Below are 15,598 nucleotides of genomic sequence, written 5' to 3'. Positions count from 1 at the left end.
CCAAGCAGGTCGCTCTTTTTTCTTGGGAACAGCGTATTTTGCTGCATCCCGATGTGCCAATGAAACAGCCTGAAGTAGATTAATCTGCTTCAGGGTTGCTTCTGATTTTATTTTGGCAGTAAAGACTTGTTTCACGGATTGCTTCGGCTGCTACGTTTGAAGTATACCATGTCCGCCAAATCTTTAAAAATATTCAAAAATCAACTGGCACTTCGCTGTCAGACACAGTGGGGAAAAGCTAGTTGAACCTAGGATAAAACTACTGATAGGTCAGAAATTTGCGCCAATAAATTATCAGCTTCACTTATAACAAATATCAGTGTAATTTATTGCAAGCTACTAGGAATCTGCCTCTCGTATTTATCTATTGCCATCCCAAGAATCTCTTTTTTTGTGATTATGCTATCAAGTAAAATTTTGCTATTTACTAGAGGCAATATTACTAGCCCTGAGAGAGCAACTTGTTCGACCGACAAAACCCTCAGGCAACGGCAACAACTGGTGCAGCCCAACGCCCCACAGCTCGACCAATGACCTCCATTTCTTTGACCAAGCGATCAAAACTCTCTGGTGTCAAAGATTGGGGCCCGTCAGAGAGAGCCTTGGCAGGGTTAGGATGGACTTCAATCATTAAAGAGTCAGTACCAGCGGCAATCGCTGCCAGAGTCATGGCGGGGACATACTCAGCTCTTCCTGTGCCGTGGCTAGGGTCGATCATTATTGGCAGGTGAGTTAGGGAACGCAGTACTGGTAACACCGATAAATCCAAGGTATTCCTTGCATACTGACGGTCAAATGACCTGATCCCCCGTTCACAAAGGATTACATTTTGGTTGCCCGCAGCGAGGATATATTCTGCTGCCATCAACCACTCGTCAATTGTTGCCGACATCCCTCGCTTGAGTAACACTGGCTTTTCTTGGGCCCCGACTTTTTTCAGCAGTGAGAAGTTCTGCATATTGCGTGCTCCTACTTGCAGCACATCGGCGACTTCAGCAATCTTTTCTACGTCAGCGGTGTCCATCACTTCAGTAATGATACCCAAACCGCTAGCTTCCCTGGCGGCTGCCAGCAAACCCAAGGCACTTTCACCGTGACCTTGAAAAGCATAAGGTGATGTCCGGGGTTTATAGGCTCCTCCCCGTAGGAATTTTGCTCCTGCGGCTTTGACGCGAAGCGCCGTTTCCACAATCATCTCTTCATTTTCTACGGAGCAGGGTCCAGCAACAATTACCAAAGGGTGATGCTCTCCAAAGTAAGCCGGTCCATTGGGAGTCGAGACAACCACTTCACTGGCTTCTCCGTGACGAAACTCGCGGCTAGTTCGTTTGAAGGGTTTTTCTACCCGCAAAACCTCTTCAATCCACGGGCTAATTTCTCGAAGTTGTAAGGGGTCTAAATCAACTGTGTCGCCAACTAGACCAATCACAACTTTATGCTTGCCGACAATTTTTTCTGGAGTCAGACCCCATTCTTCCAGCTCCTGGTTAATGCGAACAACCTCGGCTTCTGGGGAGCCGACTTTCATTACCACGATCATGTTTTAAAGCCCCTGGTAAATTGCTTGTTTGCGTAAAGTTTGTCTGGACTTACGCAGTTGGATGAATTTCCAGACAGTCTGAAGGTTCAACTGCGTAACTCCTTGATGAGGAAATGAGGAGGGTTTTAGAGGCACAAGCGGCTTAATCAATCAAAGGCTAACAAGCAGCAACCTTGGTAAATTAAGCAGTTCCACTTGAGTATTTCTTGCCAGTCTAACTAGGCAAATATTGTCTAGTTGGTAGTTTTTTGTCTAGCGGAGCGCCATGCTGATGTCATTCTTCCCCAATTAGTGGTGAACTCTTGCCAACCTAAGTTTGTTCCTGGTGTGTTTTCATCCCAAGAAGCAGAGAGAAGCCCATAGCTTAATCCCAACACTCCTAAACCAAAAAATCCCATACTGACAAGAACCACCGCCACGTTGGGCAGTTTTAACCCAACGTTTGTGCTCAAAAGATAGCTGACAAAAAAGGTTGCTATACCCATAAACGTAGGAACCCCGCACAGCAAGGCCATACGTCGCACCATGCGTTTGCTGACTACTTCAGGAATTGCCATTGCTTCCTTGTTGGCACCTGGAGATTTCCCTTGTCCAGAAGCAGTTTTTTGAGGTGCTGTTGACGGTGTAGTCTTAGGTTTTTTTTGGCGCTTCTGACGCGGCTCAAATGGTAGACGATTCTCCTCAGGAGAGTTTTTTGACCCGCGCGATGGTTCAGTAGACATAATTTAAATTCTTAATCTATCCACGGATGCCTAAGCGTTTAATCAAGCCTTGATAGCGTTCTAGATCTTCTTTGCGCAAATAGTTCATTAAACGCTTACGCCGACCAATCATTTTGAGCAATCCTCTTCGGGAGGAATGATCTTTTTTGTTGATTTTCAGGTGGCCGCTCAATTGACTAATTCGGGTCGTGAGCATAGCAATTTGAACATCCACTGAACCTGTGTCAGTTTCGTGGACTTGGTAGCCGTTAATAATTTCCTGTTTGCTTTCTTGGGTCAGACTCATGGATAGATTTGATTAGTATCGTACAGCAGTCTTTTATGTTATCATTCTTGACCCGATGGTTGAAAAGTAATACGCTGACTTAGAAAGAAAAGCTTCTAGTGAGGGGAAAAGTTTTCTGCTGGAGGCGTATTTCTTTGACTGAGCCAACGGCGGCTATCTAACCATCTTTGCAGAATTAAGGCAGCGGCCTTGCGGTCAATCAGACCTTTATCAGTAGAAAGCGATCGCTTTTTTGTCTTAGTTAGTTCTTCTGCTTCCCAGGAACTCAGGCGCTCGTCTTCGTACTCCACAGGCAAATCAAGGGCTGCTGCCAACTTAAGAGCTAACTTTTGTATCTTAGTGGCTTGGGGGCCAATGGTGCCATCCATCGAATAAGGCAAGCCAACTACCAAAACCTGAACCTGTCTTTGTTCGATTAATTCTCGCAGCTGCGCTATATCTTGCTGAAAGGAAGTGCGCTCAATTGTGGTGATACCTGTAGCAATTAAACCAGTTCCATCACACCCAGCAACACCAATACGCTTGCTCCCAAGATCTAAACCTAGGGCTGAGATTTTTTGCATAACTTTCCCTTGAATTTCTAGAGACTGCTGATTAGGGGTTGAGGTAGTACTGGTGTTTTAGTTAATCGGGAATTTGAGCTGAGGGAGTTTACTTTACCTAATCTCTAATTACGAGTTTCTGGAGATTCTCCCTGTGGTTTGATCTCTTTGGGGGAGGGATTTACTTTAGTTGAGTCACAAGAAGATAAATCTGTCCTTGAGGGGTGATGATTTAATGACTGGGAAACCAACCAGGCGATGCGACTAGGTATCGGGGTACGCACTGGCTGCAACCCCTTTAAGACATCAGATAACTCAAAAGAAACTGGTTTGGCTTCCCGGAGTTTGTGCCAAACTGAACGAGACATCAGCAAGGTATGCTCGGTTCTTTGGGCTCCAATCTTTTCCAGATATTCTTCTCGTTCTGGCTGATAGTCAGCCGAAGCCAACTTTAGAGATTGGTTGGGCAATTCTTTAACAATTCGCGCCATTTGAGAGAGCAACTCTGGATATAAGCAAGTGTAGGCAGGGTGAACAGTCATCTGAGCTTCGTTAACTTGATCACCATTTCGGTGAAGTTGCAACCGAAAATAGCCAATTGCTGCTTTGCGCTGGGGTTCAAATACATAGGCACTAACTGCCTCAGTATTACCTAACCATTGTTGAAAATGCTCTGTTACCCCTCTAAAGAAACCTTTTTTGAAATCCTGGATATGACGATCAAAAACTTGGCGTACTAAGGGGGGCATTGATGCTGTATCTAGCTGATAGAGTAACTGAGCATCAGCATTGCTTACCGGGAGCAAGTTGGGCAAATCTGGTTCATGATCTCCAAGCTTTTGGATGGTTGTCGGTGTAATTTCCCAGTAAGTCAATTGCGCTAGAGGTTGAAAACCATTTTGGCGATACAGCGCCATTTTACTTTTGTCATGGATATTTACTTCCAACAACCAGGTACGCGCTTCCCAAATAGTCTCGAAGCAGTGGCGCAGTAGTCCAGATCCTGTATCTCCTGTTGCTGGAGTATTGTTAATATCTGAAGAGTCTTTATTGACTAACACCCGTTCTACCCGCCAAGTGCTGCGGGTGCGATTAAATGGTGCAACCTGTATCAGTCCGCGAATTTGTTGTATTTGTTGAGCAACGTAAATGCAAAAGTCATACTGGCAAGGATTAGGGAACCAACTCAAAAATTTGACAAGTCCGTACCAGTGTCGAAGTTGCCGTAATTTTCGCAGGAGATCAATCGAGCTACTATTGCCATCGGCATCAATTGCCTTTTTAGCAAGCTGTTCGATTGCCTCCAAATCGCCATATTGAATAAGGCGGATTACATTTTTCGGTTTTTCCGGGAGGGGTAAAGTCATTTTGGGTACAGATGCCGTGAAGCCGATAGCAAGTAGCAGAGGCGAGAAACTTCGCTTGTCCCACAACAAACAGTTGCAATACTGAGGTTGAGGTTACTGCCAATATCTTAACGATTTTACCCCTACCCCATCTGCCCCATCACTTAAATAAATTAGTGGCATTCTGTAATTTTGGTTGGGAAAGGGGGAATTTTTCATAAACATTTGTAAACTATTAGACGACTCAGGGTGTTCCTGCTCGCAGAAGTTTGCTTGCCGCTTCCCGTTGAAGAAGGCTCTTTTCCGGCTTTACCTGTCGAGGTTTCCACAGTTTTAGGAGTTTCCCATGAAGCAACTTGTTAATCTTGAGCGCTTTTTGCTCACTGCCCACATTTTTACGATGGTTTTTGGACTAGCAGGGCTAGTGTTAGTTTTACCTAACCCCGAACTGATTACAGGTTTACCAGAGTTTGGACAAACTCTGTTTCGCTGGTCAATGGCTGGGGGTGGGGTCGTTTACATAATTTTAGGTGCAATAGCTGTAGCGATTTATGCCTATCGCCACCTGGGACTGTGGAGATGGTTAACTTTCATGGTGCCTGCTGTTGTTCTTTCTTTGAGCAGCGAATTACTGGGTACGAGTACGGGTTTTCCTTTCGGAGAATATGGCTATTTGAGTGGCTTGGGCTACAAAATTGCTGGTCTTGTTCCCTTTACTATTCCCCTTTCCTGGTTTTATATGGGATTTGCTTCCTATGTAATTGCTCGTACTGCTCTAGAAGCTAGTACAAAAGGCGTAAGCAAACTGGGATGGCTAGGTCACATTGGGGCAATTGTCTTAGGAGCAACTCTCTTAACATCTTGGGACTTTGCTCTTGATCCAGCCATGAGCAGAACTATTTATCCCTTTTGGCAATACGGGCAAGAGGGTGCCTTTTTTGGCACACCCTACCAAAACTTTGCCGGTTGGATGGCGACGGGGGCCCTATTTATGACAGTGGCAGCTTTGTGTTGGGGAAAAAATCCCCTGCCCCTATCGCGCCAACAGTTGGTATTTCCCCTATCTGTTTATATAACTAACGTTGTCTTCGGTGCGGTAATCTCTATTACTGGCGCTGGAATTTGGATACCGGTAGTATTAAGCTTGCTGTTGGGCGTCGCACCTGCCATCTGTCTCTGGTGGTTAGCCCCCTCACAAGCAACGCCGACTGTATCAGCTCAACCGGAAAATACTCCAGCAAACGAACCACAGATCAGTAAATTACCAGCATCACCAGTGGGAGCAACCCACAAGTAACTCAGGTTCTCAACTTGGTCAAAGATTAGGTTGTTCGCCAAGCGTTCCCTGCCCGGTTAGGTTGAAGGTTGAGATTTAAAGCCAGTTTCATACCTTCAACCAATTCTCTTAAAGAGTAAAACACAACTCAAAACCTACATATCATCATTTCAAGCAAGCAAACCCAATGTCCTTCAGCTTACTCTCACCCCAAACCGCTGGCTTGATCGCAACGGCGCTGTTAGTTATCCAGATACCAGCAACCTGCCTTTTGCTCTCGCGCCTGATTAAAGGCCCTAGTCGTCGTCTACCCATTGCTCCTGGAACCACGACGCCTGAACAATTTGGTACTGTGAGTGTGGTGGTTCCCACTCTCAACGAGCAAGAGCGGTTGACACCCTGTTTGACAGGTTTGAGTCAACAAAGTTACGAGGTGCGAGAAATCATTGTCGTAGATAGTCGCTCGACTGACGGGACACCAGAGTTGGTCAAGAAAGCTCAAAGCAAAGACCCTCGATTTCGCTTAATTACAGATGATCCCTTGCCATGGGACTGGGTAGGGCGTCCTTGGGCGTTGCATACTGGTTATTTGTACAGTTCTCCTGAGAGTGAGTGGGTTTTGGGTATGGATGCTGATACCCAGCCTCATCCTGGACTAGTTGCTGGTTTGATCCAAGCCGCCGTTGCCCATAAATTTGACCTGGTTTCCCTCTCACCGCAATTTATTCTCAAATATCCTGGGGAGTGGTGGTTACAGCCAGCACTATTGATTACCTTGGTCTACAGGTTTGGTCCTGCTGGGATTAGTGGAGAAACGCCAGAACGAGTCATGGCAAATGGACAATGCTTTTTGTCTCGTCGAGAGGTTTTGGCAAAACTGCAGGGTTACACCAGCGCTAAGGGGTCTTTCTGCGACGATGTGACTCTTGCTCGCTATGCCGCTGCTAGAGGGTTTAAAGTGGGCTTTCTGGATGGGGCAAAGGTTTTGAAAGTGCGGATGTATGAAGGAGCAAAAGAGACTTGGCAAGAGTGGGGACGCTCCCTTGATCTCAAAGATGCCTCTTCTCCTGGTCAGCTAGGAAGTGATTTATGGTTGCTACTAGCTGTCCAGGGTCTTCCTTTGCCCGCTTGCCTACTTTTTCTGGGCTACATTGCTCAGGGAAGTTCTTGCCCAGCAGTAACTGCCGCAGTTGGCTTAAACTCGTTTTTGCTGTTGATTCGCTTTGCATTATTATTAGCGATCGCGCCCTCTTATGACCGCACTCAGGCATTACCCCAGGCTTCTGCGCTGTTTTGGCTGTCCCCCCTGGCAGATCCTTTAGCTGTCTGGCGCATTTTCTTATCTGCGATCAAAAGACCGACTCAGTGGCGGGGGCGGAGTTACCAGTTCTCATAACCAATACATCGATAATATAATCAGCCAGGAAGTTTTCTACCCTGTTTTGATAAAAAAGATTTCATCAGCTTCTCTGCCAACTGCATATCACAGACTTGTTGAGGAACTTACACAAATTGGTAAGTTAAGCAATTTGGCAAGGGAAGAATAGGTATTGAAGTCATTTCCTGTTAACTGATTTTTTCTCAGTTTTAAAGCTAACTCCCTAAGTCTTAAATGTAAGGTTTGATAACAATCAATCCGGAAAGCTCAACGGCAAATTTGAAGCAATAAGCAATAAGAAACGTGGAGCAAATTAAAGGAAAAGCATTATGCCAGCAAAACTAGTCACAATCGGTGATAGCCTATCTCAAGGCTTTACCAGTGGCAGCATTTATAAAACCGAGTTTTCCTATCCAGCAATAATTGCTCGCTGTTTGGGAGCCAAAAACTTCCGAAAACCTGACTTTAGCGGTGAGGGTGGTCTGCCGATTAACCTAGAAAATGTCTTGCGATTACTTTTTCAAAGATATGGACCTAAAGTTAATTGGACTGATGTTATCCCCGCAACCTTAAGCGTACGTAGTCTTCTAGATCGTGTAGAAGATTATTGGGAACGGGGTGAGGGAAATGAACCTTCAACAACTGGTCCTTTACATGACAATCTTGCTGTCTTTAGTTTCCTCTTGGATGACTGCGACACCTTAACTGAAGAACTTTGTCGCCGTTATCTTCCGGAACCACAAGATAATTTCTTGGGGCAGATTCCTGAGTTTCCCATGTATCGCGCTGCTCGACGGACGCTCAATCCTAGCTTCGGCTCTCAGTATAAGAATTTATCGCAAATTGAAGCAGCCCAAGCGATCGCTAAGCAAGAACAAGGGATTGAGAATCTGATTATCTGGCTAGGAGGCAACAACTGCCTCGGCACAGTCACCAGTTTAGACATTAAGTGGTCTGAGAAGGAAGACCTCGACCCAGCAAGGCTAGCTCAAAAGCGAAATGATCCCCAACAGCAGACTCCCAATTTGTGGCGGCCTGAGCATTTTCAAACAGTACTTGAGCGCATTGGCCCCAAGCTTGATGCTATTGGGGCCAATGATATTTTCATTGCCACTGTACCCCACGTCACCATACCGCCCATCAGCCGGGGTGTGACTCCTGGTGCCACTGGCAGTAAAGCACTCAGCAGTGATGGCTATTACGAGTACTACACCCAATTCTGGGTTTGGGATGATGAATTTTCCAAATCTCCCAACCAGTATTCCTACCTCACCCGTGAGGATGCTCGTATAATTGATGCGACAATTAACGCCTATAACTCACAGATTAAAGCAGAAGCTAGCAAGCGTGGTTGGCATGTAGTTGATATGTGTCAGGTACTCGATAAACTAGCTTTCAGAAGACAGGAAGGACAAGTAAAATACCAATTTCCTCCTGAACTGGTCAAGGCAATTCAAGACAATCCCAAAACTAAGGATAGATTTACTCCCCAAGGCGAGCTACTGCTGGATACACGGTTTCTAAGTTTGTCTCCAGATGCTCCTGATCCCAGTCAGAGGTATCAGGGGGGGATTTTTGGTTTGGATGGCTTTCATCCGACTTTTATTGGTTACGGAATTATCGCTTACGAGTTTCTTCAAGTAATGGGGCAGCAAGTAACTGCACAGTCCATAGACTGGAAGGCAATTGTTGCGGCTGATACTCTTTTAACCAACCCACCTTTGAACTTGGCAAATTTGCAAAGCACCCTCGGTTTTCTTTATCACCGAACTCCCCTGCGGGAATTGCTCAAGGTTATGAGCTAAATTCAGCTTTAGCGGGCAACCGCAAAAACCAGTTAACCTAATCTTCGTCAACATTAACTTGGTCTACGCGTTCTAGCTGCCAGAGAATTTGGTTGCCTTCACGCCGTACCCTTGAGACAATCCAGTTACGCCAAGGCCAGTTGTCACCTCGACTGGTCACAGCGCTGGCGTTGACATCCATTAAATCTGCTAATTCGGAGCTGCTAATCAAGTAGCCTTGGCTAGCCACTTCATCGGCAATGCGCAGAGTTTCTATGAGGTTGCGCAGTTGAGCAACTCTTACCTCGCGGGGTAAGTCTTCAGTGGCAGCAGTAGAGGAAGAAGTAAGTGAGTCCGTCATGACTACATCAGAGTGGGAAACCAGGGATTGTACAGTTGTTTGAGCTAGCTCAGGAGTAGTAGAATTATCTAATACGCCTGTACTATATAGATGGTTGGTTGCCACCATTGGTGGAATACCAAGGTTCAAGGCCTGTCTTAGTGCCAGAGGTTTCCCCGTGGCAAAGGCACGAGCTATCTTATCACAACGCTCATTTCCCTCGTTGCCATTGTGTCCTCTGACATATTCCCACTGCACCAGTGAAGAATTAAGCTCGTCAAGAGTTTGCCACAAGTCTTGATTTAAAACAGGCTTTCCCTGGGAGGTTTTCCAACCTTTCTGTTTCCAGCCCTTTACCCATTTGGTGATACCGTTTTTTACGTATTCACTATCGGTGTAGAGTTTAACAGATTCAGTTTGTCCAGAAGCTTGGAAAACCTTTAAAGCCTGAATGGCGGCTTGTAGTTCCATCCGGTTGTTAGTGCTTTGAGCTTCAGCACCGCCCATCTCATAAATAGAGCTATCAGTGAAATAAACTAAAGTACCCCAGCCACCAGGGCCAGGGTTGCCACTACAAGCTCCGTCGGTGTAAAAACTGTCGATTGTGCGAGTAAGAGTCATGATTAACCAATTAAATCGCAAAAACCCAGAAAAATCAGGGTCACGAGGAGATAAGATTGCCGAGTGTTCGGTAGCGAAGGCATCTGAAATCAGTATACGGTGAGTTCTCTGCCGCTTGAAAGGCGGGGGAGAAGTCGCAAATGGAAAATAGAAAATGGAAAATTGAGAATAAGATTCCATTTTTTATTCCTAGAAGTAACTATCTCCCCAAACTTGCCTGCTAGTAGATTACGCTTCTTTGGAGAAGTTTGAGTTAATCATCTGGCTTGAAGCCACTAATTAATGGAACCTCAGTAAAAACCCCCTAAGCTAGGTAGAGCAGCTATCAACCAGCGCGATCACTGGAACAACAGTTTTCATGTCCTACGAACCCTTACACCACAAATATCGCCCTCAGAGGTTTGACCAGTTGGTGGGGCAAGAGGCCATTGCCACGACCCTTACTAACGCCATCGTCAGCCAAAGGATTGCTCACGCCTACTTGTTTACCGGCCCTAGGGGTACTGGTAAGACTTCCTCTGCCAGGATTCTGGCAAAATCCCTTAACTGTCTTTCTCGTGAGCAGCCTACCCCCTCCCCTTGTGGCAGTTGTGCAGTTTGTAGCTCAATTACTAGAGGTTCCGCCCTTGATGTAATTGAAATTGATGCTGCTAGTAATACTGGTGTTGATAACATCCGAGAAATTATTGAGCGTGCTCAATTTGCACCCGTTCAAGGTCGCTACAAAGTCTACATCATAGACGAAGTACACATGCTCAGTACGGCGGCATTCAACGCCTTGCTGAAAACCTTGGAAGAACCACCGGAACACGTAGTATTTGTGCTGGCAACAACAGACCCTCAGCGAGTGTTGCCCACCATCATCTCCCGCACTCAAAGGTTTGATTTCCGCCGCATTCCTCTAGAAGCAATGGTTTCTCATCTGAGCATGATTGCTTCAAAAGAAAACATCGAGATCACACCGGAGGCAATAACTGTAGTTGCCCAAGTAGCACAAGGGGGATTACGGGATGCGGAAAGTTTGTTGGATCAACTCAGTTTGTTACCAGGACAAGTAACGATCGAGCGAGTTTGGGATTTGGTGGGAGCAGTACCAGAACGGGACTTGCTAGTCCTAGCAGAAGCGATCGCTTCTAACAATGCTCAGTTGGTTCTCGTTCAGTGCCGCCACCTGATGGATCGGGGTCGAGAACCTTTAGTAGTTCTGCAAAATTTAGCTGGTTTCTACCGAGATTTACTGATTGCTAAAACTGCACCGCATCGCAATGATTTAGTGGCTTTAACATCTCCTACTTGGAAACAGTTGTGTGAGTTTACTCAACCCTTGCCAGTTAGCAGTATTTTGCAAGGTCAACAGCATCTCAAAAACAGCGAAGCTCAAATTAAAAACACTACTCAGCCGCGTTTGTGGCTAGAGGTAACCTTACTCGGTTTATTGCCTTCTGCCGAAAATTCTGAGCCAGTAAAGAAAAACTCAAAGTCTAATCATACTCAACAGCTACAAACTTCAGAAACCCACAAGGAAACTCCTTTAGAGAATCCTAAAAACCATCGATCTCAGAAGGCAACACCCACAGAAACTCCCAGAACTGAGGAACCAAGCCAACTACGCTCATCAGTTCCAGAAATTGACCCTTTGACTCGGAAAGGATTGCCAAACCAACAAAAACCGAGTTCCAATACCCTACAACCGCCGCCGCCGGAACAGGCAGAACCTGGTGCTGCAACTTTGGAGTCAAGGGAGACAAGCGCAGCTACTAGACAGCTATCTGAACTAGAAAAAGTTTGGCAACAAGTGATTCAAAATACCGAACTACCCGGTACTAGACAGTTGCTACAAGATTACTGCCGCTTACTAGACTTGAATGATCACCATGCATATCTTGGTGTTAATAAGAAGGGTATGCTGAAGCAAATACAAAAAACAGCCCCCCAAATTGAAAAGGCTTTTGCAGTAATTCGCCAAGACCGAATAAAACTGAGTTTTCAAATTGTGGAAGGGACGGCATCCCCATCAGTTGTTGTTAAGGAGCCAGTATCTAACAATCAGCCTCAAGAAGCAATGCCACCGCCATCAGCTACTCAGGCACCAACTGGGTCATCGGAGCAGTGGGTGCCATCAGGTAGAGTTACACCGCAGCATCCTACTGAACCCTTAACGCCACCAAATAGCGAGAAACGAGTAGCAGAAAAATTGGCGTTGGGGGCAGGTCAAACCTCTGGTTCACCTGCTCTAAAACCAGCCACAGTGCCATCTCAAGAACTTGAAGAAAATAACGTTAGCAGTCAGACACCAGCTTTAAGCGAGTCTTCTGTGTCCCAAACTGGACAAGAGTCAGATTGGGATGCTGCTCAAGTAGAGAAGGCCCTTGATAATCTCAAAAAATTTTTTGACGGGGAAATTGTTGAATTTAAAGATGATTTGACTCAGCATCAGTCAGATATGACTGAACCGAAAAAACGGTCGGCAGTAATTGAGGCTATTTCTAACCAACCTGAATCAAGCTCAGAGACTGACTCTAAACTGCTCAGTTCAATGACATTGGCAGTTAATCACCAGTCAACATCGAGCAGGGCAAGCTTACCAGAAAAAATCCCGACTACTCCAGAGCGAGAAGATCGGCAATATCAATATGATGAAGATGGTGATTTAGCATTCTAGTGCTTAGCTACGGCGCAGCACCAGTTTAAAATTCAAAACTTTCTTCCCCAGCTTCTTCAGTCCCTTGATGTACAGTTTTTACCCATTTGAGCCTCTTGGGACGTACGGAAAGACGAACGGTAATACCAGCAATTACTAGCATCCAGTGAAGCATATAAAAGGTGCCGCGCAATGTCTGCCAAAGGTTGAGAAAAACCTTGGAGACGCTTAATGGCGAATTGCCCTGAGTACGGCGTACTCCCGTAAACATACCAATGAAAGTGATCGTTAGGCCTAGTGCAGTCAGAGGGCTAAGCAGGGGTAGACGGTGACGAGCGATTGCCATCAAACCATCCGGTAAAGCCGCTGCTGGCAACAAGTACTGGATAATCATCCAGGAGAATAAATCGAGAGTCTTCGAGGTTCCCATGCGGTTGCTGACAATCAGACGCCAGTAGTCTAAATAGCGCTGGTATCCCCCTTCTCCCCAACGGTTACGCTGGTGCCATAGGGCTAAGGCGCTAGTAACGCCTTCTTCTTGGACTGCAGGGAAGTCAAGAAAGCCGATGTCCCATTTATCTAGGTGCAAGCGTAAGGTTAAATCTAAGTCATCGGTGATTGTTTGCTCATTCCAACCACCGCAATGCTGTAGTGCCGAACGGCGTACAAACTGACCGTTGCCTCGCAATTCTCCAATGCCACCAACGGCGATGCGCTGTTGCTGTATGTAAGTATCGAAAGCCATTTCGGCCATTTGACCTTTTGTCCAGAAGTTTAGCTGGGCATTGGCAATCGCTTTACGTACTTGCACTGCTCCCACTTGCGGCTGGTTGAATAGAGGTAGCACACACCTGAGTAAGTCTTTGGATACTTGAGCATCAGCATCAAATACTCCCACAATTGCTCCTTTGCTTAGGGGTAGAACCTGATTGAGGGCCCCTGACTTACCACCACCCGCATCAGCACTGCGACGGAGTACTTTTAGTTGATCATATTCTTTGGTCAGTTGCTCTAACAGCAATGGTGTCCCGTCGGTACTATGGTCATCAATTACCCAAACTTCATAGCGCGTTTTTGGGTAATCTAAATTGCAGAGTCTCCTCACTAGATTACTGATAACAGCTTCCTCGTTTTTGGCTGCTACCAGTAGGGACACATAAGGAAAATTTGCTTGGTCATCATCTTTGAGCGGTTCGGGCGTTTTTAAAGGTTGAGCTAGTAATATTCTTAGTGCCTGAATTCCTAATAATGCCGTTAAGCTGCAAACTAACCAGTAACCCCAGGAAACTAAGTGGAGTACTATAGTACCGCCCCAAATCACTGTTAAGATTACAGCGGCTTTACGTCGCCTCCCTTCTAATCCCTGAAAGAAGAAGTCACTTTCAAAATCGTCGTCTGACAACTCGGATAAAAGAGAGCTAATTGGATCAATATCGTCGTCAGAATCGTTTTCTAACCAAGAATTTTTAGACATAATTAAATTTATTTAACTACCATTAATCATTAAAATTATATACTAAATTGTTAATTTATTTTATACATAATTAAGTATTATTAAGTAGTTGAGTGTTTGGGGTTGAGTGATCAATCAGTGCCTAGGGAAAACAGCAAGCCATCAAGCTTTAATTGATGGCTGTTGGCACAATAAGAGTGCTTAGGAGACAGGTTGAAGTTTGAAGACGAAAATTAATCTTGTGTTGACTTTAAATGGCGAGTTGTTTTAGAGGTGCAGTACTAGTGATTTATACTTAGCTTATTTTTTGGCAAACTAAAATTAACTGGGTGATTGGTGTATGGTAATTTCTTTAATATCGACGGTAGCTTGGGGATTGGGATCTGTCCTCTGGGTAGAGCTGGTGCGAGACTTGTATCACGTCTTCTCCCATTATTGGACTCCCCTATATCGTTTACATTCGTGGCATCATCGCGTTTTCCGTCCAGATTTAACTGCCGTCAGTGACCAGATTTATCGGCAGGCTCAATGGCGTAATGACGTACCAGAATCGTTGTTGATGCTACTGTTGAGCTTATCTACATGGTGGTTAGCTTATACTTGGTCACCAGAGCAACAGTGGGCAGCCTTGGCAGGTTCTCTTTACACTTTAACCTTCTTACTCAGTGCGATCGCTCGTGGCAGTGGTATCAAACTGGCAGATAAATTAACTGACTTGACCCATTTACCAGGCCCATTTATCGATCCACCTTCTCATTGGACAGTGAATCGACCTTATCACTGGCGGCATCACTTTGATAATCAAAAAGCATACTATTGCGGCACTTTCACAATTGTGGACAAACTAATAGGTACAGCACTGTCGCTCAAGGGCAAAACTATTGCTATAACCGGAGCATCTGGTACTCTAGGGCAATCGCTCCTGCAACATCTCCGCAACCGTGGGGCGAAAGTAATTGCTCTGACATCCTCACCCCAAAACGTTACCTTAGAAGTAAATGGTGAGCATCTGCCCGTGAAAACACTCACCTGGCAAGTAGGTTCTGAGGCAGAATTGGTCGCAGAATTAGAGAAAGTAGATATTCTGATTCTCAATCACGGTATTAACGTTCATGGGGAAAGAAGTGCAGCAGCGATCGCTAAATCCTACGAAGTTAATACCTTTTCTAGTTTGCGGTTGTTAGAGTTATTTTTCAACACCGTTCGCACTAATGAAGATGTTGCTCGCAAGGAAGTTTGGGTTAATACATCGGAGGCAGAAGTTAGCCCCACTTTTAGTCCCTTGTACGAACTGAGTAAACGCACCTTGGGAGATTTGGTGACAATGCGGCGTCTCGACGCCCCTTGTGTAGTGAGAAAACTGATTCTCGGCCCCTTCAAAAGTAATCTGAATCCGATTGGCGTGATGTCAGCCGATTGGGTGGCAAAGCAAATCATTAATTTGGCGATTCGAGATGTACGCAACATCATTGTCACCATTAATCCATTGACTTTTATCGCTTTTCCCATCAAAGAATTTTTTGCGGGAATTTACTTCAAGCTATTTAGTCACAAAGCTACTGAGATTAAGAAAGTATCAACCAATTCTGAGGCATTATCAAAATCAAAGATGAGTTGAGTAGGTTACTAATCTACTAACTGTTTGCCGAATAGAGAAAATAGGGAAAAG

Annotated in this window: 12 protein-coding genes; 5 read left to right on the top strand and 7 right to left on the bottom strand. The window is 45.4% G+C overall.

Translation table 11 applies throughout. The features are described 5' to 3' along the window. Positions 1–481: 481 nt before the first annotated feature. The 5 genes from aroF to ACT7WV_RS07060 form a co-directional block, all read right to left on the bottom strand. Entirely contained in the window at positions 482–1,540 is a 1,059-nt protein-coding gene (gene aroF / locus ACT7WV_RS07080; protein ID WP_445102230.1) for a 3-deoxy-7-phosphoheptulonate synthase, read from the bottom strand. A 233-nt stretch (positions 1,541–1,773) separates the two neighbouring features. Beyond that, positions 1,774–2,262, bottom strand: coding sequence for a PAM68 family protein (locus tag ACT7WV_RS07075; RefSeq protein ID WP_445102229.1), 489 nt, complete (start codon positions 2,260–2,262; stop codon positions 1,774–1,776). Between the two features lie 16 nt (positions 2,263–2,278). Beyond that, the gene (rpsO, locus tag ACT7WV_RS07070; RefSeq protein ID WP_445102228.1) at positions 2,279–2,548 is read right to left on the bottom strand and encodes a 30S ribosomal protein S15; all 270 of its coding nucleotides are present in this window, start codon (positions 2,546–2,548) and stop codon (positions 2,279–2,281) included. Between the two features lie 95 nt (positions 2,549–2,643). Then, the gene (gene ruvX, locus ACT7WV_RS07065) at positions 2,644–3,111 is read right to left on the bottom strand and encodes a Holliday junction resolvase RuvX (protein WP_445102227.1); all 468 of its coding nucleotides are present in this window, start codon (positions 3,109–3,111) and stop codon (positions 2,644–2,646) included. A gap of 104 nt (positions 3,112–3,215) precedes the next feature. After that, a complete protein-coding gene (locus ACT7WV_RS07060; protein WP_445102226.1) occupies positions 3,216–4,457 on the bottom strand; it encodes a GNAT family N-acetyltransferase in 1,242 nt (413 codons plus the stop codon). A 325-nt stretch (positions 4,458–4,782) separates the two neighbouring features. Here ACT7WV_RS07060 and cruF point away from each other — a divergent pair, with 325 nt between their 5' ends. The 3 genes from cruF (at position 4,783) to ACT7WV_RS07045 (ending at position 8,895) form a co-directional block, all read left to right on the top strand. Further along, positions 4,783–5,733 (top strand): gamma-carotene 1'-hydroxylase CruF, encoded by a 951-nt coding sequence (gene cruF, locus ACT7WV_RS07055; protein WP_445102225.1) that lies wholly within the window; start codon positions 4,783–4,785, stop codon positions 5,731–5,733. 166 nt (positions 5,734–5,899) lie between these two features. Further along, on the top strand, positions 5,900–7,108 hold the full coding sequence (gene cruG, locus ACT7WV_RS07050) for a 2'-O-glycosyltransferase CruG (protein WP_445102224.1): 1,209 nt from the start codon (positions 5,900–5,902) through the stop codon (positions 7,106–7,108). Between the two features lie 311 nt (positions 7,109–7,419). Beyond that, positions 7,420–8,895, top strand: coding sequence for a hypothetical protein (locus tag ACT7WV_RS07045; RefSeq protein WP_445102223.1), 1,476 nt, complete (start codon positions 7,420–7,422; stop codon positions 8,893–8,895). A gap of 37 nt (positions 8,896–8,932) precedes the next feature. Here the strand turns inward: ACT7WV_RS07045 and rnhA are convergent, their stop codons facing one another. Further along, a complete protein-coding gene (gene rnhA, locus ACT7WV_RS07040; protein ID WP_463424228.1) occupies positions 8,933–9,835 on the bottom strand; it encodes a ribonuclease HI in 903 nt (300 codons plus the stop codon). Between the two features lie 358 nt (positions 9,836–10,193). On the opposite strand from rnhA, the gene ACT7WV_RS07035 reads away from it, so the two are divergent. Further along, entirely contained in the window at positions 10,194–12,497 is a 2,304-nt protein-coding gene (locus ACT7WV_RS07035; protein WP_445102221.1) for a DNA polymerase III subunit gamma/tau, read from the top strand. Between the two features lie 25 nt (positions 12,498–12,522). Here the strand turns inward: ACT7WV_RS07035 and ACT7WV_RS07030 are convergent, their stop codons facing one another. Further along, complete coding sequence (locus ACT7WV_RS07030; protein ID WP_445102220.1) at positions 12,523–13,950, bottom strand: glycosyltransferase family 2 protein; 1,428 nt, start codon at positions 13,948–13,950, stop codon at positions 12,523–12,525. Positions 13,951–14,269: 319 nt separating this feature from the next. Between ACT7WV_RS07030 and ACT7WV_RS07025 the strand changes: the two genes are divergently transcribed. Then, positions 14,270–15,547 carry a bifunctional sterol desaturase/short chain dehydrogenase gene (locus ACT7WV_RS07025; RefSeq protein ID WP_445102219.1) on the top strand — a complete coding sequence of 426 codons (1,278 nt, stop codon included), beginning with the start codon at positions 14,270–14,272 and terminating at the stop codon, positions 15,545–15,547. The last annotated feature ends 51 nt before the right edge of the window (positions 15,548–15,598 follow it).

This window comes from Symploca atlantica LB2515, assembly GCF_052546295.1.
This window is presented reverse-complemented; position numbering and strand designations above follow the sequence as displayed.